Genomic DNA, 24,312 nt, shown 5'->3' with positions numbered 1-24,312 from the left:
ATTTAATAACTATTATTTTTAGCAATTATAACCAAATAATTAGCTTTTTACTAAATTTACTACTAATAATTACTAATTCAGATAGCTACTTATATATATTGTTTTTACTTGTATTATTCTCCTAAAAACTCTACTTTTGTATTGTAGATTTAATCAATTATCCCTTATTTAAAAATGGCAAAGGTAAAAGTTGCAATCAACGGTTTTGGACGCATAGGACGCTTAGTCTATCGTCAGATTTATAACATGGAAGGCATTGATATTGTAGCAATCAATGATTTAACTAGCCCTAAAGTGTTGGCTCATTTATTAAAATATGACTCAGCGCAAGGACGTTTTAATGCAGAAGTTACTTCTACTGACAGCACTATTACAGTTAATGGCGAGGAAGTAACTATTTATGCTCAGAGAGATCCGGCTCTTATTCCTTGGGGAAAACATGAAGTTGATGTTGTATTAGAATGTACAGGCTTCTTTACAGATAAAGAAAAAGCTTCTGCTCATATAACTGCTGGTGCTAAGAAAGTAGTAATCTCTGCTCCTGCTACTGGTGATGCTAAAACAATTGTATTTAACGTAAATCATGATATTTTAGATGGTTCTGAGACAGTAATTAGTGGTGCATCTTGTACAACTAACTGTTTAGCTCCAATGGCCAAAGTATTAGAAGAACAATTTGGTATTGTAAACGGCTTAATGACAACTGTTCATGCTTATACAAATGACCAAAATACTTTGGATGCTCCACACGCTAAAGGTGATTTAAGAAGAGCTAGAGCTGCTGCTGAAAACATTGTACCAAACTCTACAGGTGCTGCAAAAGCAATTGGTTTAGTACTTCCTTCATTAAAAGGTAAATTGGATGGTTCTGCTCAAAGAGTTCCAACTATTACTGGTTCATTAACTGAACTTACTGTAGTGTTAGCTAAAAAAGTGACAGCTAGTGAAATCAATGAAGCTATGAAAGCTGCTTCAAACGAAAGCTTTGGTTATACTGAAGACGAAATCGTAAGTAGCGATATCATTGGTACTTCATTTGGTTCATTGTTCGATGCAACACAAACTAAAGTACAAACTGTAGGTGATAATCAAATCGTTAGAACTGTATCTTGGTACGATAACGAAATGTCTTACGTTTCTCAATTAGTACGTACAGTAAATTATTTTGCTCAATTGATTAAATAATCAGCTGACAAATAAGCAAAAAAGGTGAATCAAACGATTCACCTTTTTTGCTTTATACCCTTTTAAAACGAACAATATAAGTAATTAATACTGAAGCCTTTTGCCGTGAAAATCTCTTCAAATCTGGTCTTAATATTATAATGTCTTACATTCAAATCTGAATGATAGAGGTCAGTGGTTTCTACTAATCCCTTCGCTCCAAAATCATTTAAAGCATTGATTGAGTATTTAAAGAATGATTCTGAATCTGTTTTTAAATGTAAATAGCCTCCTGAGGATAAAATTTTAGCATAAATCTCTAAAAAACGCGGATTTGTAAGCCTTCTCCTTACGCCACTCTGTAATACTTGTGGGTCAGGAAAAGTTATCCAAATCTCAGACACTTCATTTTCTTCAAAAAAACTCTCTAACCCATGTATTTTAGTTCTCAAAAAGGCCACATTTGTTAAATTACTGTCTAAGGCTTTTTGACTACCCACTGCTATCCTATCCCCTTTTATATCGATGCCTATAAAATTCTTTTCAGGAAATAACTTGGCCAACCCTACCGTATATTCACCCTTCCCACAGCCTAATTCAAGTACGATAGGATTTGAATTATGAAAAATCTCTTTATTCCATGCTCCTTTTATATTTTCATACAAAGGTTTTCCTTCTTGTATAACATTCTCTTGAATAATATTACTCTCAAATCTTTTAGCTTTTTGCCTTCCCATTAATCTACTACTTATTTTTTCTTAATATTTGAATGATGCTCTTAAAATTACAACTCGTCAATATCTGCCACTACAAAAGTACTTCCACCAACATAAATTAAATCTTTAGCTGAAGCCTGATTTTTAACAAAAGCAATGGCTTGGTTTACATCTTCTATCACAGAACCTTGCAAATTATAATGCTTTGCTTTTTCACTTAATAAGCTGGCTTCTAACGCTCTAGGGACCTTTGCTTGACAAAAGATATAGCTTGCTTCTTCAGGCAACAGTGCTAAAATACCTTCAATATCTTTATCAGAAACAAAGCCTAATATCATCCATAGCTTATTGTATTTTATCTTAGCGATGCTTGATAGTACTTCAGTAATGCCACTTAAATTATGGGCTGTATCACAAATCATCGTTGGATTTTCTGATAATATTTGCCAACGCCCTTTTAAGCCAGTGATTGAAACAACATTTTCAATTCCATATTTAAGAGCTTCATTGGAGATATCAAATCCTTGTTGTTTCAATATTTCAACAGCTTGTAATACCCCTAAAATATTTTTTAACTGATAATTCCCTTTTAATTGAGAAATATACGTTTCAGATAAATTAGTTTTTTTATTTATAACTTCTAATGTTAATGATAGTCCGCTGTTATTAAATGATGTTATTGAAAAACTATCTTCTGCAAAAAAGATATCAGCAGTTTCTGCTAAGGCTTTCTGCATAAAAACATCCTTGGTTTCATCTTGATACTCACTTATAACGACTGGCGTATTTCTTTTGATAATTCCAGCTTTTTCTCCAGCAATCAAAGCAAGGGTATCTCCTAAAATATCCGTATGATCAAAGCTAATGTTTGTGATGACAGATAGTTCTGGGTGAATAACATTGGTAGAATCTAATCGCCCTCCTAAACCTACTTCAATGACCGCAATATCAACCTGTTGACGGGCAAAATAGTCGAAAGCCATACCTACGCTCATTTCAAAAAAAGAAGGCTTTAAATCCTCTAAAAAAGTTTGATGCTCGGCCACGAAGGAAACTACCTCTTTTTCAGCTATTGGCGCTCCATTAATACGAATCCGTTCTGTATATGATTTTAAATGTGGCGAAGTATATAAGCCTGTTTTATAACCCGCAGCTTGCAAAATTGCTGCGATAAAATGTGAAGTACTCCCTTTTCCATTCGTCCCTGCAATATGAATTGTTTTAAATTTTTCATGCGGGTTTCCTAAATGTGCACAAATAGCATTGGTATTATCTAAGTTGGCCTTGAAAGCTTTCTTCCCTATTCTGTGGAATACGGGTAATTGTTGGTATAAATAATGAATAGTTTCTTCGTAGGTCATTTTATTAAAATTGGATGCTAAAAGAGCCATCCTGATGATTTATCCTGATTATCTAATGAACAAAGATAATTGATGGATGCTCTTAAAAGAAAAAAGTGTAAGCCTTTCGACTTACACTTTTCAATAATTATCTCGGACTTAATTTGAAAGTGACTGTTCCAGAGGAATATTCTGGTCTATCTCCATCACTTGTTGGTCTAAATTTGGTCTTCTGAACTGTTCTTTTATATTTCTGCATGACTGTTGGACTAACTGTACTTTCCACAAGGCTAATATCAACTACATCACCATCAGAATCTACTTTAATTTTGAATCGAATAATACCAGTATCATTTGAATCATCATCAACAACAGGTTTACTAAACCATGTCCAACCTGTTAAATTTAAGGAACTTCCACCACTTCCACTTCCTCCTGTTCCACCATTCCCATCTCCTGCTGGTCGTTTAGTGTAATCCCCTCCTTCAACAACTTTTCCTTCTGGCTGACCTTGATTTCCTTTTCCTTTTGAATTTCCATCAGATGCTCCTCCAGGTCTTGATTCTGTTCCTGAAGTACCATTAGAAGAACTATTTCCTTTCTTGGTTGGTAATAAGGCTGAATTATCAATCTTTACTTTCTCAGGAGCTTTAGCCGGTACTGGTTTTACTTCTGCTGGCTTTGGCGTTACCTTCTTGTCTACTTTAGTGATTAACTCCTCTTTCACTTTTACAGGGCTAGTAACTTTGCTACTGACTACTGGTGGTTCTTTAGGAGCTTTCTTAACAACTGTTTTTACTTTTTCAACTTCTGGAGGAATCACTGGCTTTGGAACTACCTTTTCTATTTTCTTAGTTTCAGGTGAAGCTTTAGATTCTATTTCTTCTTTTAAATCACTGGCTTTGTTTTTTGTATAAACTTTTCCACTTCCTGATTTATCTGTTCCAAAATTCATTACAAAACCTCCATCACCCACTAATTCTTCTTTTTTGTTCTCCTCACTAGTCCATACCGTAATGTACCAAAATAAGTAAAACATTAAAGCATTAATGATAATTGTAATAATAAGCGCTCTTTGCCTATTTTTACTTTCTTCTTCTTCGAGTTGATAGGAGTTCATTGATATAATAGCTAATGATTGATAGATTTACCAAACTTACTTTTTAAATATCCAGGCATTTTGGTTGATAGCTTTAGCAACTTTGATAGCTTCTTCGTTAGCTGATTCTTCATCATTAAAACCGCCAGCAGAAACTTTAATTAATTTCCCGCCTTTTGATGGTTTTAAAATTGAAGCATGAATAAAACCTTTACGTTTCAGTGTTTCTAATTGATTTTCTGCATTCTCTTTTTGTCCAAAACTTCCTGTTATTACAAAAAAACGATTTTCATCTTCATTTAGTATCGGTTTTTCAATTGATTTAACAGCAGGAATAATTTTCACAAATTTAGAAGAATCTACTTTTGGAACCATAGCTATAGGAGTAGCAGTATCTACAGGTACGGGGTCAGCGTAAGCTTCCATCTCTGCAGGTTGCTTCTGCGAAAAATGAAAAGGGTTGAAAGAACTTAAACTGTTTTTCTCATTATCATATAAATAAATAGCTGAGACAAACAATGAAGCAGCTACCATAGCCACTAAAAATTTCAATACAGGAGTTCTTTTTTTATCCTTAGTAGTCAATACTCTATTAGCCATAACTTTAAGCTCTATCGCTGACGTATCGCGATCATTACTAGCAAAAACATGTTGAATAGTTTTCTGAGAAACTGAATTATTAACCAAAGTATCCACTTTAACAATTGGCTGAATAATATTACTTCGCTTGATAGAAATTTTTTCTAATCCGAAACTTTCTCCTAAAAAATTACTTTGTTCTGAAGCGTGAAATTGAATTTTACCTTCTTCATTTTGCGTAAACATACCAACACCATCAATATGAAAGTGTTGTTCAAAACGAATGCCTTTCTTGGCTTCTTCAACAAACAGTTTAATTTTATGAGTAGCTTCTTCTCTGCTTATTCCTTCATTCTTAGCAATAAAGTTACTCAACAAACCATCATCATTTTTTAGTAAGCCATTGAAAGCCAACCATTTTTGTGCAGGCTTGATATATTGTTCTAATTTATCAACCTTGGCACAATCAAAATTGGTTACGAATCCTCCAAAATCTGGGATTACCACACAATCTTGTTCAAAGAGTAATTCTCTAATATGATTTTGTACTGTTATCATAAATTTTAAAAGAATTCAAATATTGGTTTTTATGTTCTATGGACGAATTTAGAAAGAATATGACAGACCACCAAGAAAATTTACCCCTTGTGTAGGATAATATAAGTATCGTTGATAACTTTTATTCAAAATATTGTTCACCGAAATGAATAAATCTAAATGCTCAGAAAGTAAATAGGTAGCTTTTACATTAAGGTCGATAATCGAATTAAGTTTTACTTCACGATTGGTAACATAATTTTTCCCTTTTAGTCCAGTGATAAAGTAAAAGTCGGATGCTAACAATAGTTTTTCTTTCACAGTAAAAGTATTCGTCCAAGTTGCATTGAATGCAGGGCGATGCCAAGCTTTCTCAAGATTCCCTAAGCCACTGTATACATTTACATCAAACTTGAAATTAGACCTCCAAACATCAGGAATTTGATAGCTGGCTTGTCCTGAAAAAGTCGTTACTTTTACGATAGTGGTATCATTTGAATACATCACATCAAAACGTGTACTATCTGTTGAATTGCTATTGAACACATAAAAATCTTTATAACGAGCATAGCTAATTTTCGCTTCTACCGAAAGACCATTAGATAAAGTAGTTTTTGCTCCTGCAAAATAATCAGCCGTTTTACGGGTATTCCTTAATTGTGTGAATCTTCCTAGCCATTGATTTTCGGTTAATAAGGATGAAAGATTATTTGCATATACATCTCCTTCATATCCTGCAAATACTTTCACACCTTCAATAGGCTGCACATCAATTTTAACGATTGGAAATAAATAGCTGTTATTAAAAGTATTCTTTTCGCGGTCATTGATAATATTTAAACCCGCCGTGATTGAAAATAAATCATTTTTAAATTGAAAGGTTGGCTTTACTTTATAAAGGTTACGGTATAAAGTAAGTGAATCTTGGCGCTGAGCGATAACGATACTTCCTTCAAGTAAGGCTGATAGCTGTTCTGTCAGTGGATATACTCCTTTCAAATTCGCATTCCAAACCAACTCATTAGCCTTTAAGTGTGTAAATAAATACGATAAGTTTGAGTTAAGTACATAGTCAACCTTCGCATTTTTGTTATTATTACTTACTGTACCTGTAAAATTAAACTTGTTCCATGAATTGAAAATTTGCGATTCAGGGAAATTAAAATTGCTTTGGTTGTTATATGCATAATAATCAAAACCTCTTCTTTCCCAACCCAATGCACCCGCTAGTTTTACTGAACTGAACGAAGTACGGCTATGAACCTTTATTAAATTCTGAGATTGTCCAGAATAATTGGCTCCAATAGGACCTAGTCTAAAACTATTATGCTTGATGTATACGCCATGATAATTATCCTCGCCAGTTGAAAAACCTCCATGACCTTCTAAAAAGGTATGTCCATAGTTACCAATTCCAGCCCTGATTATATTATTATATCTTTCCGCAAATTCGTTTTCTTTGGTACTTCCTTTATCGGGCATTGTCACAGTCGGACTGAATTCGGGCGTCTCTACAGGCAATCTTCTTTCAATAAATTCATATCGAATAGGCTTTTTAGTATTATCTATTTTAGCGGTAGAAATCTTTTCAAAAATTCTATTCGCTTGAGGCAAATTCACTTTTGCCTCTTTCCAAACCTCAATTTCATCTGTTTTTACTTCTCCTTCTTTCTTCTGGGCTTTCATTTGCAAAGAACAACCAAGCGCGATTAGTAATAAAGGGAGTCGGGTATATATGGTATTAAATGAGCTATTTTGCATTGTAAGAAAGGTTTAAATTACCTAAGTCTATTTTATTGAAAATTATGGTGATAACGTGCTGTACTATCGTTTCTCGATAGCTTTTAATTTTACTTTCGCTTCCGCTACAATCGTTTGGTCAGGAAGGTTCTCTATAATAGAGTTTAAAGTAGCACGTGCTTGAACGATATTATCAAGACCCACAAAATCATCTGATAATAATAAATACGCTTTACCAACAATGTTATCGGCAGCATCAGCAAAGTCTGTTCTGAATTTGCTAATAATCATTTCAGACGATTCCTTGTATTTTTTCTGGGTATACAGAATTTTAGCAATCAGATACTGCGCTTCTGCACCATAATTGTCTTTTGCAATTTGAATCGTTTGATTGAAATATTCTGTTGCCTTTACAAAATCATTTCTATCCATATAAATTTTCCCTGTATAGAGCCTTGCTTTGCTTTTTGCACCTAATACTAAGTCGGGTGTATTAGCTACTTCATTAGCATAATATAGCGTAGAATCTGCTCTTGACATTTTATAATAAGACTCCATCAAACCAATTAAAGCTGCCTGCTGGTCTTTTTTATCTCCTACGAACCTTAAAATATTTCTGTAATTTGTAATGGCTCTGTTGAAATTATTACTATTAAATTCCAATTCGGCAGCTTTTACATAAGCTTTGTTGACTGATTTGTATTTATTATCGGCTATTACTTGATAATAAAAATTCAACGCTTGGTATTTGTCGTTCAATTTATAATAAGATTCAGCAATCAAGTATTTAGCTTCATACGATTCTACGCTTGTTGGATTTTTACGCACGTATTCGCTCAATGCGATGATAGCTTTATCAAATTTATCCGCATAAAAAAGACGTTTAGCAGTTTCATATTCTAAGCCAACTACTGAATTATCAGTAGGGTTAGTTCGTTGATAATCTGATAAAATCGCCGAAAATTCTTCTGGACGACCTACTTCATTTAATTCTTCTTGCACGCCCGTCAAAGCATCTTTGCTTTGTGAAAGTGTCGGGAAGTTTTTCAAGATACTCTTATAATCCACAATAGAAGCCTCATGATTGGCCGTGTTGGCAAAAGCTGCGGCACGCTTTAATAAAGCGTTTGGTATTAATCTACTCTGTGGCTTATTATTAATTAATTGCGTGAATCTTGTAATGGCAGGAATATATCTTCCAGCAACAAACTCCAGATTGGCTTCTTGATACAAGGCATTGTCAAAATAAAGCGACTGTGGATAATCCGTTTGTACTTTTTGGAAGGCTGCCTTTGCTCCTGCTTCATTACCCTTCAAGGCTAATACTAACCCTTTTTGGAAAGTAGCATAATCGCGGTCAGAGCGATTGCCTGCAATGGCTTGATCATAATAATAAATCGCTTGGTCGTAGTTTTTAGACGCAAAATAAGTATCTCCCAAACGAATCAACGCATCTTGATACGATTGTGAGTCGCCAGAAGATTTCATCTGGTCGGCATATTCTTTAAAAACCTTATTTGCTTTATCGTATTCTTTGTTATTATAATAGCAGTAAGCTAATCCATATTTACTCTTACTTTGAAGTTCGGCTAAACTACTCACAGACGGGTCGGAAGTAGCAATTAATGACTGGTATAAAGGAATAGCTTCTGAATATCTTTTTTCAGCCGACAATGCCTCTGCTTTCCAAAAATTAGCAGCATACTTTGTTTCTAGGTTCTCGGGTGTTAATAATGATTTTTCAAAATAAGGAAGTGATTCAGCATAACGTTCGTCATTATAGAATTTTACCGCTTGATTGAACGAAATCCTTTGATAAGCAGCATTGGTTCTTGGCGTTCGCTTTTTCAAGCCTTCTATATAGGCGAGTGCTGCCTGATAATTATTAGAATATAAATACGCTTCACTGACTAATTCATTGGCTTCGTCTTCATATTTAGAGTTTGGATATTTTGCTAAAAAGCTTTCAAAGGCTTTGATAGATTCTGCTCCTCTTTGCAAATCAAGCAATACTTTTGCGTAGTTGAAGTCTGCATCTTCCGTAACGGTTTTATTGAAGTTGGTCTTTCTAGCTTGGTCAAAAGCCCCTAATGCATAATTGGGGTTATTGGCTTTTAAATAACAAATCCCTAAAATATAAGCGGCATATTGACCGAGGGTATCGCCTTTGGCAGCAACATTTTTTAATTGCTCACTCGCTGGTGCAAACTGGTCGGTTTTATAAAGGCTATACCCATAACGATAGGCGATTGGCAATGGCATTCCTTGCGACTTATAGTTTTTGTATATCGTATAATAATTGGCAGCTTTAGCATATTCTGCTTGTTGAAAATATACTTCTGCACTTAACAACGCCACATCATCTAGTTTTTTCCCAGAATTTTTCTCTTTTAATAGTGGCTCGGTATAAGCCAACATTTCAGTAAATTTTCCTTGTCGGTAATAACTATGGGCTAACCAACTTGGAATTTCAGAGAAATAAGAAGTAGAAAGTTCAGCTTGTTTAAAATCAAAAATAGCTTCTTCATATTTTTTAGCCCTGAAATTAATTACGCCGGCATAATACGAAGCCGAAGGAGCGTATTGTCCCTGTCCTCCTTTGATGCTATCAAAAATAACAAGGGCTTCATTATAATTTTGAAGGGTAAAATGCGAAATTCCTAAACGAAATTGTGCTTCTTCATTTGATTTAGGACTTTTCGATAAATAATCTATTGCTCTGGTATAATCACCTTGCTCATAAAAATAATTTCCAATTTCTGTAAAAAGTGTTCCTGCAATAGGATGTTCAGGATAATTTCTTACAAATCGATTGGCTAATAATTCCGTATCTGAATAATTTAAATACAAACTACATTTTACTAAATAGTATTCTGCCCACACTTTGTTGGCGTCTTCTTTTTCCAAAAAGGTTCTGTCTGCTTCGAGGTATTGGGTTAGTTCTGCTCTACATGCTTCATAATTCTTTGATTCAAAATGTTCTTGTCCATTTCTAAAATGAACAGAGATATCTGAATAACTTAATGTGCTTTGTGCCAAAACAGCGGTATTGAAAGCAAAGAATGATAAAAGGAGTGTTGAGATTACTAACGAAGTTAATCTTTTCATTAGAGATGATTTTTAGGGTGTTTATTCTATCAAAAAAAGCAAATATGATTATTTTTAGATAGAAAATAATTTGTTAAACAAGCTATGGATTGTTACTTTTGACATTTGTGAAATCCTTCGAAGCTTGTAAGTTTAGTATAATCAAGTAAAATTATCAAGCTACAAAGGTTTTTTCATAGTAAAGTATTATTTAATTTTAAAACGTTCATAGCAAACATTAAATTATGAAAAAAAAATCAATATTAGCCGTATTCCTACTCATTTGCCAATTCCTGAGGGCCCAGACCCCTATAAGTCAGCCTAAAATTGAGTACGCCCTTTCCATGGAACAACCTTCTTCTCATTATTTTGATGTGAGCATGAAAGTGTCTAATCTTGATTTAAAAACTAAGGCTCAAGGTTATATCGATTTTAAAATGGCCGTTTGGACGCCAGGTTCTTACTTGATTCGTGAATATGCTAAAAATGTAGAAAGTGTTAAGGCTACTAGCAAAGCGAGTCTTTTAAAGGCTGATAAAATCAATAAAAATACTTGGCGCGTACTGATTGATAAAAATACCAGCGAAGTAAGCATTTCTTATAAAGTATATGCCTATGAGTTATCGGTTAGAACATCTTTCTTAGACGATTCACACGGTTATTTAAATCCTGCAAGTGTATTCTTATACGTTAATGCATGGAAACAAGTTCCATCTACGTTGATAATTAAACCTTATGAAGGCTGGACGGCCGTTTCAACAGGCTTGAAAAATATTGGTACATTTACTTACCAAGCGGATAACCTTGACATTTTAATTGACTCACCTATTGAAATTGGTACGCAGAAAGTACTTTCGTTTGATTTAAGTGGCGTTCCTCACAAAATCGCAATGTATGGAGAAGCAAAATTTGATGATGCTAAAGTTACCGCTGATTTCAAGAAAGTTTGCGAAGCTGCTATGTCTGTCGTTGGCGAACATCCTTGTAAAGACTATACTTTCTTGATTCATAATTTAGGTGTTGGCGGGGGCGGTTTAGAGCACCTTAATTCAACTACTTGCCAAACATCTAGAAATAGTTATTCAGATCCAAAACGTTATCAAGGTTTATTAAATTTGATAGCGCATGAATATTTTCATTTATGGAATGTAAAACGTATTCGTCCAAAAGCACTTGGCCCGTTTGACTATGAAAATGAAAATTATACACACATGCTTTGGTTTTCAGAAGGTTGTACTAGTTTTTATGCTACTTATATTTTGCGTAGGGCTAATATGAATACGCCAGAAGAATATATGAGCGCTTATGCTTCAGAAATCAATACTATCGAAAATCAGCCTGGGAACAAGGTGCAATCAGCAGCAGAATCAAGTTGGGATGCATGGATAAAATATTATCGTCAGAATGAAAACTCACGAAATAGCACTATTTCTTATTATGACAAAGGAGCTGTTTTGGGTGGTGTTTTGAATCTAGCCATTTTAGAAGCTACCAAAGGTGCTAAAAACCTTGATGATGTAATGAAAGCTTTGTACAATGAATATTACAAAAAACTAGGCAGAGGTTTTACAGATGAAGAATTTCAAAAAACGGTAGAAGCTGTAGCTGGTAAAAAAATGGATGAATTCTTCCAAAAATATGTTTTTGGAACAGAAGCTATTTCTTACAATGCTTATTTGTCTGCCGTGGGCATGACGCTGGTTGATAAAAATGCTGAAAAAAATGAGCCATATTTAGGCGCTGAATTTAGAGCAGCTAGTGGCTTGAAAATCACAGGAGTAATAAAAGATTCCCCTGCATATATCGACGGATTGAATGTTAATGATGAAATTTTACAGATTGACGGACTGGCTATTTCAAAATCTGATGAGGTTTTAAAAGCTATTAGTAACAAGAAGATTGGTGATCTTATAGCTGTAAAAGTGAAAAGAGATGGTTTAGATAAAACCTATGCGATTAAGATTCAGAGAAATCCTACTAAAAATTTCGTAATCGAAGCGCTTCCTACCCAAACTGAAGAACAAAAAGCACTTTATAAAAAATGGTTGTTTTTGTAAAAAACTATTTTTAGATTCATTTAATAAAATAGGCTTCTTTAAAGAAAGAAGCCTATTTTATTTTCCAATAATTGTTAATTATTTACGTAATCTTTATTATCGATTTTAAATAATTTAAGATCTTTTATAAACTTATAATCTTTTATGTTATAGCTAAATAACTCTAAATTGGTAATAATTGCTGTTGAAGCTATTAATCCATCAGGCATTACTAAACCATGACTTAAATAATATTTTTCAATTAATTCAAAAGCCATTACTGAGATATTATCATTTATTAAGGCAATGTGGAAACGTTGAAGTTTTTTATTGATTGTTCTTAAATCCATTTTATTGGTAGCGCCAACCATCATTTCCATCTTAGTAACAGCAGATATTACAACATTATCAATACCAATAACTTCTTCAATAATCTTTTTTGTCACTAGTCACTAGATGTCGTTTTTTATTTTCGTCAAAAAAATCAATCATTACATCAGTATCACAAATTATTTTCTTCGTTTCCATGCTTTCTGGCGTAAGTCTTTAGCATCTATATCTTTACCTGTAAATATTTGAGATATATCAGAAACATCAATCATCTTATCACCTGATATAAGCGAAACGCCATTTAAAGACGTTTTTTGGGGTTTCGATTTGTCAATGTTTTGTATTGAAAAATCAAAGTATTTCGCAAAATCCTTTAAAGCTTCAAGCGTTTTAGGATTTTTATAGTTAATGATAATCTGTGGCATAACTTATCAGTTTAAACAAAAAATCAAACTTTATATATGTTTTGAAGCATATATAATATACCTACAAAATTAAACTTTCTAGTGTAAAATAAACTCTAACAAACGAAAATAATAAGGGCGATAAACTATTTAGTTAAAGTTTATCGCCCTTATTTAAATTTCAACGCTAATAATCTCCCATTAATTCTCCTAAATCTTGATACATCTCTTTAAAACGGGTAATAATTTTTTCGACGAATGCTTCATTAACCATTGCTCGAACTTCATCTTCTGAAACGTCCATCTCTGATATTTTGTAAACTTGTTCTAAATCTGGTGTTTCGAACTTTACAAAAAATTTTGAATTCCATTTATATAGTGAAATTTTCAAATCAGGACTAGAACCTTTTAACTCGCCAATAAAATACATATCAGATTAATTTAAATTGTGTGAGAATGGGCTATTCTTCGGTAATAGTAATTTTCTGGATAACATCGCCTTCACGAATAGCATCGATTACTTCTAAGCCCTCTACTACTTTACCAAAACAAGTATGTTTACGGTCTAAATGAGCAGTATTTCTACGGCTATGGCAAATAAAGAATTGTGAACCACCTGTATTTCTGCCACGGTGAGCCATCGATAAAACACCACGGTCGTGATATTGATTATTTCCTGTTAATTCACATTCAATACTATATCCAGGGCCACCACCACCTGTTCCAGTTGGGTCTCCACCTTGAATCACAAAATCAGGTAAAACTCTATGAAATGTTACGCCATCGTAAAATCCACTTTTTGATAAATCAACAAAGTTTTTAACATGGATTGGAGCATCTTGCTCATAAAATTCTATCACCATCAAACCTTTGTCGGTTAGCATTTCAGCTTTAATCATTGCAATATTTTTTAAAAGTTTAAATCAAGACAGCGAACTGTCTTTACAAAATTAGAAACAAAAGTGTTAATGTCATAGTTCAGAAAGGAGTCTTGTCTAATTTTAGAGTTCTTTCCAACAATTTCTAGTAATTTTACGAGGGACTTCATCACGCAAAACGGAACCGTCAAAGACAATTATTTACATAAAACATTTACAATCAGTGAAAAACAACGCATTATTATTGATACTCTCGGGCATTTTACTTTTTTCTTGCGGTGCAGATAAAAAAGAAGAGGCTATTAAATTCTTCGAAAGGGGAAATTATAAATTAAAAGATAAAGAATATCAAGAAGCTATTCACTGGTTTGACGAAGCTATTATTAAAAATCCAGATTTTGCAGATGCTTATAATAACAGAGCTTTAGCCCATCAAAAGCTTGATGAATTGGATGAAGCTTTAACAGATTTAGATAAAGCCATTGATATCGACAAAAAATATTGGGAAGCTTATTACAATCGTTCAGAAGTATTTTTTCAGAAAGGGGAATTTCAGAATAGTTTAGTGGATTTAGAAAAAATTGCTGTGCCTTTTAAAGATTCCTCTTTTTATTTTGTGAGCTTAGGAAATGTAAAAGTACAACTCAATAACGCTGCTGGAGCAACGGCGGATTATGAAAAGGCTATCAGGATTAATCCTAATAATGCTGAGGCTTATTCCAACCATGGTTTTATTTATTTTGAGAACAAACAATATGATTTAGCCAAGAAGGATTTTCAAAAAGCGATTGAGATTAATCCTAAACAAGATTTTGCCTTAAACAACTTAGCATTTATCCTGTCGGAAGAACAAAAATTTCAAGAAGCAAAAGTATTCTCAGAACAAGCGATTGCTTTAAAACCAACCGACGCGATTTATTTAAACAACTATGGCTATATTTTATTGCAAATCGGGAAGCTAGACCAAGCCAAAGAAACGCTAGAGCGTTCTTTAAGAATTAATCCACAAAATGCTTATACGCTAAGAAATTTAGGTTATTATTTTCAAAAAACGGGTAATGAGAAAGAGGCTTTAGTGAAATTTCAAGAGGCCAAGAAATTAGATAGTAGTATCGATATTAAATAATTAAAAAAGACTTTACCTTATCAGTAAAGTCTTTTTTAATTTAACTCAAAGCGAAAAACCTGCTTTAAATTTCTTGAATATCTCTGTATTGTATTTACTATCTGTTTCTATTTCAAAGATTTTTGATTTTCCATTTGGTTCAAGAAAAGCTACTGAAAATTGATGAAATTCTGTGACGGTCTTCGCATTGAAATATTCAAGATTCGCTTCAGAAGCTGTTTTTTCAGCAGTGTATGATTGAATCGTTTCAAAATAATCATCTAACTCAGCCTGTTTACTTGGTCCGTCAATTATTCTGAAAATTCCACCACCATGATTATTCATTAAAATAATATTCAGATTATCAGGCACATAACGATTCCAAAGGGCATTTCTGTCATAGAAAAAAGCTAAATCCCCTATTAATAAGTACACTTGTTTGGTAGTACTCAAGGCTGCACCAACAGCAGTACTTACACAACCATCTATTCCGCTCGTTCCTCTGTTGGCAAATATTGCTATTTTCTTAGTTGGGTCAGTACCTATATAATTGGCATAACGTACTGACATAGAATTAGCCAAATGTAGTTGACTGTCAACAGGTAAGGCATCTAATAGTTTCTTGATGGCATAAAATTCATTTAACTGATGTTGATGGAAGTTTTCTAAGAAAAAATGCTCAAGATAATTGTTTGCCTTGAAGCTATTTCTTTTCCATGCATCTAAATAATCACTATTTCTCTCTTCATCATCACCGTTTTTGAATTGAGCAAAATCTATTTCCTCTAATAGTTTTGAAAAGAAATACAGCGGTTGAACAGGAAGTATTTTAGTCAATGATTGAAAGGTATCAATCAAATGATTGTCTACACTCAAATGCCAATGTTCGATAGCCTTATTTTTTCTCAAAAACGCTTTAAAGCTTTTTGAAATAAAGGATTTGCCAAACGTAATTAATAGTTCTGGTGCTAAATTTTCAGCATCTTGTTGTAGAAAAACATCCTGATTGGAAATCAAGTTGAATTTTAAGTTTGAGATGGAGTCTCCAACAACAGGGAAATTAAATTCGTCTTGTAGCTTCTCTAATATACTTGTTAAATCAGGGTCAAATTCATTTTGTCCGCCTGCTATCAATACCTTATCATATTGCTCAATACTTGCTAAAAGATCAGCCCAAACCTCGTTTGAAAGGACATGGGATGTTTCAACTCTTTCTATTACTCTTAGATTGCCATTAGATGCAACTATTTCATTTTCAAGGGGATAAAAAGGTTCTCTTAATGGAATGTTAATATGAACTGGCCCTTTAGGAAAAGTATTCGCTAGATTCACTGCATGATTAACTGTTCGTTCGATATGCCAAACAGCATCTGGATGGCTATAATCAGCTCCTATTTCAAAGCTTTGCTTTACGTGCTTTCCAAAAATATCTGTTTGATAGATTGTTTGCCCGTCATGTTGATGAATCCACTCTTTGGGTCTATCGGCAGTTAGAATAATCAAAGGAATTTCTTGAAAAAAAGCCTCGGCTACTGCTGGTGCATAATTATACGCTGCAGAGCCAGAAGTGCAACAAATAACCACAGGTTTGCTGAGGTTTTGAGCCATACCCAACGCAATAAAAGCAGCGGAACGTTCATCAGAAATCGACAATGTTTCAATAGCTGGGTGACGCACCAAAGCAATTGTTAATGGAGCATTCCGTGAACCGGGTGAAATAATGGCATGATGAACACCTTTTCTTGAAAGAATTTCTACAAGATTTACAATGGGTTGTAAAAGCATAGATACTTACAGATTAGTAAACAGTAAATATTGATGAAAAAGAAAAAGCGTAACCAATTGAATTTCAATTAATTACGCTTTTAATAAGTAGCGGGAAGCAGGATCGAACTGCCGACCTTAGGGTTATGAATCCTACGCTCTAACCATCTGAGCTATCCCGCTGTCGTATTGTGGTGCAAAATTAGTGCTTTTGTATTCAAATGCAAAGGTATTTTAGAAATACTTTCATTTTTTATTCAAATTATTTTTTTAATTTCATCATTAATTCATCCAAATGTCATATAAATAATTGAGAATCAATAAAGAAACGTAATACATTTTTTAGGCTAGAAAAAGTAAATTTTTTGAAATTAAAAAAAAAGCTTGCGTATTTCTCTAACATTTATACCTTTGCCAAAACAGAGTTTCGGGAGTCAATTACTCGACATCTATCTTCACAAATTGTTTCGTCGAGTAATTTTGTGATTTAATTACCTTTAAATGTTAGGATTATGAGCAAACATAAATTTATTGTAGAATTTGAATTGAGAGCCTCTCCTAAGGTACTTTTTCCTTACATTAGCTCAGCGTCTGGCTTACAACAGTGGTTTGCAGAGAAAGTCACATTGAAAGACAGTTCAACATTTGATTTTTCTTGGGATGGCGATAGTCATATTGCAAAACTTTCACAACTGAGGTTAAATAAATCGGCCAAATTTGATTTTTTACCCAGTAGTGCTGAAGACAGAGACCATAATTATATTGAGTTCAAAATGGAAGTAAGTGACTTAACAGGCTCTACTTATTTAAAAATTGTTGACTATTCTGATAATACAGATGAAAGCGAATTAAATGAACTGTGGGAAGATTTAATTTATAAGCTCAAAGAAATTGTTGGCAATTAAGCTTATTTAACAAGCGTATCAACTCAAAAATATTTAATTTTGCGTTTTCTTAACAGAGCGCACACAACGCTCGTGTTTCTTTAATGAAATACGAGCGTTTTAATTATATTATATGATTAAGAAACTTGATAAACTTATCATTAAGTCCTTTTGGCAACCATTTGTCTTAACATTAGCCGTAGTAATTTTCATTTTCTTAATGAGACTTATCTTGGTTTACTTCGCAGACCTTTTTGGTAAAGATTTAGGGATTGAAGTGTATTTCGAACTTTTCTTTTATTTCAGCCTAATTACCATTCCGATAGCTTTGCCTTTAGCGATGCTTCTTTCTACATTAATGACTTATGGGAAATTAGGAGAGTTTTTTGAATTAACGGCCATCAAAAGTGCTGGTATTTCTATTACGCGTGCCATGCAACCGATGTTTATTGTCACAGTGTTGATTAGTTTGTTTGCTTTTTGGTTCAATAATGTTGCATTGCCTTGGGCTAACCTAAAAGGGTATCGTTTATTATATGATATTAAAACAACGAAAACAACCTTAAATATCAAAGAAGGGATTTTCTACAATGATTTGCCTGGCTACAGCATAAAAGTTTCTAAAAAATACCCTGATAACAAGACTTTAAAGAATATCGTTATCTTCGATCATACAAAAAATGATGGAAACAAACACCTAACACTGGCTGATTCTGCACTGATGTACACCATCATGGATAAACAATATTTGATTTTTGAGCTTTTCAATGGTAACGATTATGTAGAGGATGCCGACAAAACAAGCAATACAAACCAAACAGATATGGTTACACACGCTTTTCGGAAAAGTAAAGTAGTGATGAGCTTAGCGGCTTTTGATATGCATAAAACCGAAGAAGAGCAGTTTAAGCATTATCAAATGATGAGAAGTTATGGAGAATTAGCCAAAGATGCTGATTCACTCAAAAAAGATTTTAACAGGGTACGAGGCAATTTTTATGACAATGCACGTTCGTATTATCTGTTTGAGATGAACAAATTTCCACCACTATTAAGCGAAGACCAGAAGAAACTCAAAAAAATGAAGATGAGTACGATTGACTCACTCATCAAAAAACGAGATGTTCACACAGCGAACCCCTATCAAACGCTTGATTTCGCTATTTCTCAGGTAAATAATGCCCTCAGTTTTGCAGAAAGTAATGTTTCTGTCTTAACTTCTAAGGATGAGGACTTAAGAAAAACTAATCTTGAATGGCATCATAAATTCACAAATGCTTTTGCGGTATTTGTCATGTTTTTGATTGGCGCACCCTTAGGTGGTATTATCAAAAAAGGCGGTTTTGGGTTACCAGTCGTTATTGCTATCGTGTTTTTTATATTAATGTATGTAATGACCCAGCAGGGCGACAAAGCAGCCAAAGAAAGCAGGGTAATCGTACAGATAGGCGCATGGATTTCAAACACTGTATTATTCTTAATCGGATTGTATTTTTTAAACAAAGCCAAAAACGATTCTCGACTGTTCGAGAGTGACGCTTATATCGTTTATTTTAATCAACTGAAGGAAAAGCTTAAAAAAGCAAAGTTTTCAAAGAGATTTTTCAATAATTACAGTTAAGATTTGCTAATAGCCAGAAAAAACGTTATTTTTGCACGTTTTCATATTTTATAACAATTTAAACTGGTTGAAGATGTATTTAACTTCAGAAGTAAAGCAGGGGATTTTCGAATCTCGTGGACATGAGAAGTCAAAAATTGATACTGGTTCTGCAGAGTCGCAAATCGCTTTGTTTACTTTCAGAATCTCTCATTTGACAGAACACTTAAAGAAAAACAAAAAGGATCACTCTACTCGTATGGGTCTTTTAAAGTTGGTTGGAAAGCGTAGAAGTTTGTTAGATTACTTAATCAAAACAGACATTACTCGTTACCGTGCTATCATTGCTGAACTAGGCATTAGAAAGTAATTTTCTTTCAAAGCAGGGAGTCTTGAAAAAGATTCCCTGCTTACATTTCCTCTCTTTGGGTACTCGTCAATTTTTTGGTGGTTCGTCAGTAAAGTAGTTTCTCTAAACAATTTTAAGGATTAATTAAACATTGACGAACAGAAGAATTTGCGAATCAACATCCAACAAAAACCTTGTTTGATACGTTAAACAATTAATCAATCAAGGTAATTAATCAAAAAATATGTCTTTTAACGTAATTACGAAGAAAATAATAATGCCCGATGGTAAAGAAGTTACCATCGAAACAGGTAAACTCGCAAAACAGGCAGACGGGTCTGTGGTCGTGAGAAGCGGAAACATGATGCTTTTGGCAACTGTTGTATCGAGCCAAACAGCCAAAGAAGGTACAGACTTTTTACCCCTATCAGTTGATTACCAAGAAAAATTTGCTTCGGCTGGTAAAATCCCTGGAGGATTTTTACGCAGAGAATCAAGACTTTCAGACTATGAAATTTTGGTGAGTCGTTTAGTAGATAGAGCTTTACGCCCTACTTTTCCATCTGACTACCACGCTGATACTCAAGTAATGATTACAATGATTTCAGCAGATGCTGAGATTACGCCAGATGCTTTTGCAGGTTTAGCCGCTGCCGCTGCCCTTGCAGTGTCTGATATTCCATTCAACGGACCAATCTCTGAGGTTCGTATTGCCAAAATCAACGGCGAATTTGTTGTCAACCCTCTTACTTCTCAAATTGCTAATGCTGAACTAGAATTATTAGTTGCTGCAAACGTTAACGATATTTTGATGGTTGAAGGTGAAGGAAATGAAATTTCTGAAACCGACATGCTTGCTGCATTGAAAATTGCGCATGATGCTATCAGAGTTCAATGTGCTGCCTTGATTGAATTAACAGCTGAAACAGGTAAAACTGCTAAGCGTGAATACAATCATGAGACACATGATGAAGAATTGAGAAAATTCCTTTGGGATACTTATTTTACGAAGTTTTATGATGCAGTAAAATTAGCAAACCCAAGTAAAAGTGGTCGTAAAGATTCTTTCAAAGCTATTGAAGAAGAATATTTCACATCATTGCCAGAAGACAATACTGTTAACAAAACGTTAGCAAAATGGTATTTCCATGATATTGAAAAAGAAGCGGCTCGTCAATTAGTATTAAACGAACGCTATCGTTTGGATGGTCGTCAATTAGATGAAATTCGTCAAATTACTTGTGAAGTTGATTATTTACCTTCACCACACGGTTCGGCTGTATTTACACGTGGTGAAACTCAATCACTTACTACTGTAACATTAGGAACTAAACTAGATGAACAAATCGTTGACCAAGCAATGACATCTGGTTACAACCGTTTTATGTTACACTATAACTTCCCTGGGTTTTCTACTGGTGAAGTAAAACCAAACAGAGGTCCTGGTCGTCGTGAAATTGGTCATGGTAACTTAGCGATGCGTGCCATCAAAAAAGTATTACCTGCTGATGCAGACAATCCATATACAATCCGTGTAGTTTCTGATATTTTAGAATCAAATGGTTCTTCATCAATGGCTACAGTTTGTGCTGGTACTTTAGCGTTAATGGATGCTGGTGTAAAAATCAAAGCTCCTGTTTCTGGTATTGCAATGGGCTTGATTTCAGACCCTAAAACTGGTAAATATGCAGTTCTTTCTGATATTTTAGGTGATGAAGATCACTTAGGAGATATGGACTTCAAAGTAACAGGTACTGAAAATGGTATCACTGCTTGTCAGATGGATATTAAAGTAGATGGCCTTTCTTATGAAGTATTAGCGGAAGCGTTAGATCAAGCAAAACGTGGACGTTTACACATTTTGGGTAAAATGAAAGAAGCTATCCAAGCAACTAGACCTGAAATGAAGCCTCATACGCCAAGAGCGATGGTTATCAAAATATTGAAAGACCAAATTGGAGCAGTAATCGGACCAGGCGGTAAAATTGTTCAAGATATTCAGAAACAATCTGGCGCAACGGTAACGATTGAAGAAAAACCAGATGGTGGTTATGTTTCTATATTCTCTTCAAACAAAGAGTCGATGGACAAAGCTGTTGCTATGGTTAAAGGAATTGTTATGATTCCTGAAGAAGGCGAAGTTTACGACGGTATTGTAAAGTCAATTATGCCATTTGGTGCATTTGTTGAGTTTTTACCTGGCAAAGATGGTTTATTACATATCTCTGAAATCAAATGGGAACGTTTAGAAACAGTGGAAGGTGTATTACAAATCGGAGAACAAGTAAAAGTAAAATTGATTGAAGTTGATAAGAAAACTGGCAAGTTCCGCTTATCACGTAAAGCTCTTTTACCAAAACCAGAAAAGAATTAGAACAAATCCGCATTTTATTACGTTCTTTTGATAACGAACTAAAAAATATATCTTACCAAACGATTATATTCTGAACATTTTGTCTTTATATAATTGTTTGGTTTTTAACATTTGGATTTGTTAACCATTTAAAAATATAACAAGGATAATATGAGACAGCTAAAAATTAGTAAGCAAATTACTAACAGAGAGAGTCAGTCACTTGATAAATATTTACAAGAGATTGGCAAGGTGGATTTATTGACACCAGAGGAGGAGGTTATTTTAGCTCAGAAAATTCGTGACGGGGATCAACTTTCATTAGAAAGACTAACGAAGGCAAACCTTCGTTTTGTGGTATCCGTAGCAAAACAATATCAAAACCAAGGGCTTAGCTTAGGTGACTTAATTAATGAAGGAAACCTAGGTTTGATTAAGGCAGCTCAACGTTTTGATGAAACTCGTGGTTTTAAATTTATCTCTTATGCTGTTTGGTGGATTCGTCAGTCAATTTTGCAAGCTTTAGCTGAGCAATCTCGTATTGTACGTTTACCTCTTAACCGTGTTGGTTCTCTTAATAAAATTTCTAAAACTTTTTCTGAATTAGAACAGAAGTTTGAGCGCGAGCCTACTCCTGAAGAATTAGCAGAAGTATTAGAAATCTCAACAGGTGAAGTTGTTGATACTTTAAAAATTTCGGGTCGTCACGTTTCAATGGATGCACCATTCGTACAAGGTGAAGAAAACTCACTATTGGATGTTTTGGAAAATGACGGTGAAGACAAACCAGATTCAGGATTAATTAACGATTCTCTTCGTCGTGAGGTTCAAAGAGCTTTATCTACTTTAACACAACGTGAAGCAGATGTAGTTACTTTGTATTTCGGATTAAACGGCGAACACGCTATGACGTTAGAAGAAATCGGAGAGAAATTCAATTTAACACGTGAACGTGTTAGACAAATCAAAGAAAAAGCTATTCGTAGATTAAGACATACTTCTAGAAGTAAAGCGTTGAAAACTTATCTTGGGTAGACTTTTGGATTTAAGACTGGAGGACTTAATGACTTTAAGATTTTATTCTTTGAGTTATTAAGTCCTTTAGTCTTTTATAGTCTTTTCCAATCTTTAAGTCTTCTATTCATTAGTCCTCTAGTCTTTAAGTCCTTCAGTCTTTTCTATACCGTACCACTTCAACACCAAATTTCTTTAAAAACTCCACTCCTTCATCTTTAGGAATTCCTTTGTATTCAGCATAAGAGTTTAGGTAAATAACTCTAGCGACCTTCATCGTAAAAATTATTCTTGCACAGGCAATACACGGAGACAAGGTTACATAAATTGTTGATCCTTCAATACTAGAACCATTTTTTACTGCATACAAAATAGCATTTTGTTCCGCATGCAATGCTAATGAACAACTTCCTTTTGAATCTCGCTCACAACCGTCTATCGGAAATTCTATATCACAGTTGTGTGTTCCAGCAGGAGGGCCATTATAGCCTATTGAAATAATACGAGTATCTTTAGTGAGCACCGCTCCTACTTGTGCTTTCACACAATGAGAACGTTTGGCTAAGTTAACTGCCAAATCCATAAAAATATCATCAAAAGCAGGTTTTTGCATACGTTTTAAAAGTTTATGAGTGGTAAGGTATTAAGTTTATGAGTGTAAAGTAAATGAGTCTAAAGTACTAAATTTCATAAAAGCGAAATTCACCAGTATGAACGCTAATACTTTAAACTCATTTACTTTAAACGCATAAACTCTTAATGATGTACTCCTCCATCACCATGAACATGGCCATGATCTAGTTCCGACTGGGTAGCTTCTCTTACTGCAACGATAGTTCCTTTAAAAAACATTTCTTTATCAACCAAAGGGTGATTAAAATCCATTCTTACTAAAGTATCTTCAACAGCAATAATTTTTCCATTTAAACGATTACCAGCATCATCAGTCATTGGCAAGAAATTACCAACTTCTAACATTTCTTCTACATATTCGCCATCAACTTTGAAAATCTCTTTAGGTAACTCTACAACGGCCGAAGGGTCGTATTCACCATACCCATCCTCAGCAGGAATTGAAAACTCAAAGCTATCACCCGCAGTAAGTCCTTGAATTTTTTCTTCAAAAGCTTCTGGTAAACCGCTTAAACCTTGAATAAAAACCATTGGGTCTTCTTGCTCTACAGTCTCTATTAAATCTTTTACGCCATCAGCATCTGTAACTGTTAGCTCGTATGTTAAGGTAACAACCTTTTCATTTGAAATTTGCATTGTACTAAGTTTTTTGATAGTGTTTTCGTTGAGGAACCCGTATTTGCCACAAACGTAAGGGTTT

General features: G+C 34.1%; 21 protein-coding genes and 1 tRNA gene. 8 read left to right on the top strand and 14 right to left on the bottom strand.

Annotation, left to right across the window (positions count from 1 at the left end; translation table 11 throughout):
- Nucleotides 1-174: 174 nt before the first annotated feature.
- Nucleotides 175-1,185 carry a type I glyceraldehyde-3-phosphate dehydrogenase gene (gap, locus tag AC1RNE_RS02115; RefSeq protein WP_492799399.1) on the top strand — a complete coding sequence of 337 codons (1,011 nt, stop codon included), beginning with the start codon at nucleotides 175-177 and terminating at the stop codon, nucleotides 1,183-1,185.
- Nucleotides 1,186-1,247: 62 nt separating this feature from the next.
- On the opposite strand, the gene trmB is transcribed toward gap, so the two are convergent.
- From trmB to AC1RNE_RS02085, 6 genes are all read right to left on the bottom strand, one after another.
- Complete coding sequence (gene trmB / locus AC1RNE_RS02110; RefSeq protein ID WP_492799398.1) at nucleotides 1,248-1,901, bottom strand: tRNA (guanosine(46)-N7)-methyltransferase TrmB; 654 nt, start codon at nucleotides 1,899-1,901, stop codon at nucleotides 1,248-1,250.
- Nucleotides 1,902-1,948: 47 nt separating this feature from the next.
- Nucleotides 1,949-3,241: a bifunctional folylpolyglutamate synthase/dihydrofolate synthase gene (locus AC1RNE_RS02105; protein ID WP_492799397.1), complete on the bottom strand. Its 1,293-nt coding sequence runs from the start codon at nucleotides 3,239-3,241 to the stop codon at nucleotides 1,949-1,951.
- Between the two features lie 127 nt (nucleotides 3,242-3,368).
- Nucleotides 3,369-4,340, bottom strand: coding sequence for a hypothetical protein (locus AC1RNE_RS02100; RefSeq protein WP_492799396.1), 972 nt, complete (start codon nucleotides 4,338-4,340; stop codon nucleotides 3,369-3,371).
- Nucleotides 4,341-4,376: 36 nt separating this feature from the next.
- Nucleotides 4,377-5,456 carry an HU domain-containing protein gene (locus AC1RNE_RS02095; RefSeq protein WP_492799395.1) on the bottom strand — a complete coding sequence of 360 codons (1,080 nt, stop codon included), beginning with the start codon at nucleotides 5,454-5,456 and terminating at the stop codon, nucleotides 4,377-4,379.
- Between the two features lie 48 nt (nucleotides 5,457-5,504).
- Entirely contained in the window at nucleotides 5,505-7,196 is a 1,692-nt protein-coding gene (locus AC1RNE_RS02090; RefSeq protein WP_492799394.1) for a TonB-dependent receptor, read from the bottom strand.
- 63 nt (nucleotides 7,197-7,259) lie between these two features.
- Nucleotides 7,260-10,283, bottom strand: a complete 3,024-nt coding sequence (locus AC1RNE_RS02085; RefSeq protein ID WP_492799393.1) for a tetratricopeptide repeat protein — start codon at nucleotides 10,281-10,283, stop codon at nucleotides 7,260-7,262.
- 224 nt (nucleotides 10,284-10,507) lie between these two features.
- On the opposite strand from AC1RNE_RS02085, the gene AC1RNE_RS02080 reads away from it, so the two are divergent.
- On the top strand, nucleotides 10,508-12,319 hold the full coding sequence (locus AC1RNE_RS02080; RefSeq protein WP_492799392.1) for a M61 family metallopeptidase: 1,812 nt from the start codon (nucleotides 10,508-10,510) through the stop codon (nucleotides 12,317-12,319).
- 74 nt (nucleotides 12,320-12,393) lie between these two features.
- On the opposite strand, the gene AC1RNE_RS02075 is transcribed toward AC1RNE_RS02080, so the two are convergent.
- The 4 genes from AC1RNE_RS02075 to AC1RNE_RS02060 form a co-directional block, all read right to left on the bottom strand.
- Entirely contained in the window at nucleotides 12,394-12,744 is a 351-nt protein-coding gene (locus AC1RNE_RS02075; RefSeq protein ID WP_492799391.1) for a PIN domain-containing protein, read from the bottom strand.
- Nucleotides 12,745-12,807: 63 nt separating this feature from the next.
- A complete protein-coding gene (locus AC1RNE_RS02070) occupies nucleotides 12,808-13,053 on the bottom strand; it encodes a hypothetical protein (protein WP_492799390.1) in 246 nt (81 codons plus the stop codon).
- 166 nt (nucleotides 13,054-13,219) lie between these two features.
- Nucleotides 13,220-13,423, bottom strand: a complete 204-nt coding sequence (locus tag AC1RNE_RS02065) for a hypothetical protein (RefSeq protein ID WP_492799389.1) — start codon at nucleotides 13,421-13,423, stop codon at nucleotides 13,220-13,222.
- A gap of 70 nt (nucleotides 13,424-13,493) precedes the next feature.
- A complete protein-coding gene (locus AC1RNE_RS02060) occupies nucleotides 13,494-13,931 on the bottom strand; it encodes a peptidylprolyl isomerase (protein WP_492799388.1) in 438 nt (145 codons plus the stop codon).
- 202 nt (nucleotides 13,932-14,133) lie between these two features.
- Here AC1RNE_RS02060 and AC1RNE_RS02055 point away from each other — a divergent pair, with 202 nt between their 5' ends.
- Nucleotides 14,134-15,036, top strand: a complete 903-nt coding sequence (locus AC1RNE_RS02055; RefSeq protein WP_492799387.1) for a tetratricopeptide repeat protein — start codon at nucleotides 14,134-14,136, stop codon at nucleotides 15,034-15,036.
- A gap of 45 nt (nucleotides 15,037-15,081) precedes the next feature.
- Here AC1RNE_RS02055 and menD read toward each other — a convergent pair whose 3' ends face one another.
- On the bottom strand, nucleotides 15,082-16,800 hold the full coding sequence (gene menD / locus AC1RNE_RS02050; RefSeq protein ID WP_492799386.1) for a 2-succinyl-5-enolpyruvyl-6-hydroxy-3-cyclohexene-1-carboxylic-acid synthase: 1,719 nt from the start codon (nucleotides 16,798-16,800) through the stop codon (nucleotides 15,082-15,084).
- Between the two features lie 88 nt (nucleotides 16,801-16,888).
- Nucleotides 16,889-16,962 (bottom strand) — tRNA-Met (locus tag AC1RNE_RS02045).
- A gap of 329 nt (nucleotides 16,963-17,291) precedes the next feature.
- Between AC1RNE_RS02045 and AC1RNE_RS02040 the strand changes: the two genes are divergently transcribed.
- The 5 genes from AC1RNE_RS02040 (at nucleotide 17,292) to AC1RNE_RS02020 (ending at nucleotide 23,000) form a co-directional block, all read left to right on the top strand.
- On the top strand, nucleotides 17,292-17,684 hold the full coding sequence (locus AC1RNE_RS02040) for an START-like domain-containing protein (RefSeq protein ID WP_492799385.1): 393 nt from the start codon (nucleotides 17,292-17,294) through the stop codon (nucleotides 17,682-17,684).
- Between the two features lie 112 nt (nucleotides 17,685-17,796).
- A complete protein-coding gene (locus AC1RNE_RS02035; protein WP_492799384.1) occupies nucleotides 17,797-19,284 on the top strand; it encodes an LptF/LptG family permease in 1,488 nt (495 codons plus the stop codon).
- Between the two features lie 73 nt (nucleotides 19,285-19,357).
- Nucleotides 19,358-19,633 (top strand): 30S ribosomal protein S15, encoded by a 276-nt coding sequence (rpsO, locus tag AC1RNE_RS02030; RefSeq protein WP_184135770.1) that lies wholly within the window; start codon nucleotides 19,358-19,360, stop codon nucleotides 19,631-19,633.
- A 223-nt stretch (nucleotides 19,634-19,856) separates the two neighbouring features.
- Nucleotides 19,857-21,986: a polyribonucleotide nucleotidyltransferase gene (pnp, locus tag AC1RNE_RS02025; RefSeq protein ID WP_492799383.1), complete on the top strand. Its 2,130-nt coding sequence runs from the start codon at nucleotides 19,857-19,859 to the stop codon at nucleotides 21,984-21,986.
- 150 nt (nucleotides 21,987-22,136) lie between these two features.
- Nucleotides 22,137-23,000 carry a sigma-70 family RNA polymerase sigma factor gene (locus AC1RNE_RS02020; RefSeq protein ID WP_109744482.1) on the top strand — a complete coding sequence of 288 codons (864 nt, stop codon included), beginning with the start codon at nucleotides 22,137-22,139 and terminating at the stop codon, nucleotides 22,998-23,000.
- A gap of 133 nt (nucleotides 23,001-23,133) precedes the next feature.
- Here AC1RNE_RS02020 and AC1RNE_RS02015 read toward each other — a convergent pair whose 3' ends face one another.
- Together AC1RNE_RS02015 and AC1RNE_RS02010 are read right to left on the bottom strand one after the other, a co-directional pair.
- Nucleotides 23,134-23,592 (bottom strand): deoxycytidylate deaminase, encoded by a 459-nt coding sequence (locus AC1RNE_RS02015; RefSeq protein ID WP_309916470.1) that lies wholly within the window; start codon nucleotides 23,590-23,592, stop codon nucleotides 23,134-23,136.
- 143 nt (nucleotides 23,593-23,735) lie between these two features.
- Entirely contained in the window at nucleotides 23,736-24,248 is a 513-nt protein-coding gene (locus AC1RNE_RS02010; protein WP_492799382.1) for an FKBP-type peptidyl-prolyl cis-trans isomerase, read from the bottom strand.
- Nucleotides 24,249-24,312 lie beyond the last annotated feature (64 nt).

This window comes from Arcicella sp. GW822-FHT02H01, from assembly GCF_058802005.1.
The sequence above is the reverse complement of the archived record's forward strand: the minus strand, read 5'-3'. Positions and strand labels throughout refer to the sequence as shown.

Coding starts and splice junctions, on each gene's coding strand:
- gap (WP_492799399.1), top strand. CDS start 175: ATGGCAAAGGTAAAAGTTGCAATCAACGGTTTTGGACGCATAGGACGC.
- trmB (WP_492799398.1), bottom strand. CDS start 1,901: ATGGGAAGGCAAAAAGCTAAAAGATTTGAGAGTAATATTATTCAAGAG.
- AC1RNE_RS02105 (WP_492799397.1), bottom strand. CDS start 3,241: ATGACCTACGAAGAAACTATTCATTATTTATACCAACAATTACCCGTA.
- AC1RNE_RS02100 (WP_492799396.1), bottom strand. CDS start 4,340: ATGAACTCCTATCAACTCGAAGAAGAAGAAAGTAAAAATAGGCAAAGA.
- AC1RNE_RS02095 (WP_492799395.1), bottom strand. CDS start 5,456: ATGATAACAGTACAAAATCATATTAGAGAATTACTCTTTGAACAAGAT.
- AC1RNE_RS02090 (WP_492799394.1), bottom strand. CDS start 7,196: ATGCAAAATAGCTCATTTAATACCATATATACCCGACTCCCTTTATTA.
- AC1RNE_RS02085 (WP_492799393.1), bottom strand. CDS start 10,283: ATGAAAAGATTAACTTCGTTAGTAATCTCAACACTCCTTTTATCATTC.
- AC1RNE_RS02080 (WP_492799392.1), top strand. CDS start 10,508: ATGAAAAAAAAATCAATATTAGCCGTATTCCTACTCATTTGCCAATTC.
- AC1RNE_RS02070 (WP_492799390.1), bottom strand. CDS start 13,053: ATGCCACAGATTATCATTAACTATAAAAATCCTAAAACGCTTGAAGCT.
- AC1RNE_RS02060 (WP_492799388.1), bottom strand. CDS start 13,931: ATGATTAAAGCTGAAATGCTAACCGACAAAGGTTTGATGGTGATAGAA.
- menD (WP_492799386.1), bottom strand. CDS start 16,800: ATGCTTTTACAACCCATTGTAAATCTTGTAGAAATTCTTTCAAGAAAA.
- AC1RNE_RS02040 (WP_492799385.1), top strand. CDS start 17,292: ATGAGCAAACATAAATTTATTGTAGAATTTGAATTGAGAGCCTCTCCT.
- AC1RNE_RS02035 (WP_492799384.1), top strand. CDS start 17,797: ATGATTAAGAAACTTGATAAACTTATCATTAAGTCCTTTTGGCAACCA.
- rpsO (WP_184135770.1), top strand. CDS start 19,358: ATGTATTTAACTTCAGAAGTAAAGCAGGGGATTTTCGAATCTCGTGGA.
- pnp (WP_492799383.1), top strand. CDS start 19,857: ATGTCTTTTAACGTAATTACGAAGAAAATAATAATGCCCGATGGTAAA.
- AC1RNE_RS02020 (WP_109744482.1), top strand. CDS start 22,137: ATGAGACAGCTAAAAATTAGTAAGCAAATTACTAACAGAGAGAGTCAG.
- AC1RNE_RS02015 (WP_309916470.1), bottom strand. CDS start 23,592: ATGCAAAAACCTGCTTTTGATGATATTTTTATGGATTTGGCAGTTAAC.
- AC1RNE_RS02010 (WP_492799382.1), bottom strand. CDS start 24,248: ATGCAAATTTCAAATGAAAAGGTTGTTACCTTAACATACGAGCTAACA.